Raw genomic sequence first — 252 nt, 5'->3', positions numbered from 1 at the left:
TCTAAGGTGGGACAGATGATTGGGGTGAAGTCGTAACAAGGTAGCCGTAGGAGAACCTGCGGCTGGATCACCTCCTTTCTAAGGATAATTACGGAAACTCACACGATTTGTTAACTGAAACTTTGTTTGGTTTTGAGAGGTTTACTCTCAGATCCGTTCTTTGAAAACTGAATAATATTTATTTCTTGATCAATAATTTTATTAAACCGAGAACACCGCGTTTGAAAGAGTTTCAAACAAGAATTCAAAAAT

Annotated in this window: 1 rRNA gene; it reads left to right on the top strand. The window is 37.3% G+C overall.

The window, feature by feature from the left end:
- Nucleotides 1-78, top strand: a 16S ribosomal RNA gene (locus LPAF129_RS11130); the annotation flags it as partial.
- Nucleotides 79-252 lie beyond the last annotated feature (174 nt).

The sequence above is a fragment of the Ligilactobacillus pabuli genome (assembly GCF_022836475.1).
Lineage (GTDB): Bacteria > Bacillota > Bacilli > Lactobacillales > Lactobacillaceae > Ligilactobacillus > Ligilactobacillus pabuli.
Note: the sequence above shows the minus strand (reverse complement) of the source record. Positions and strands in the feature narration are given on the sequence as shown.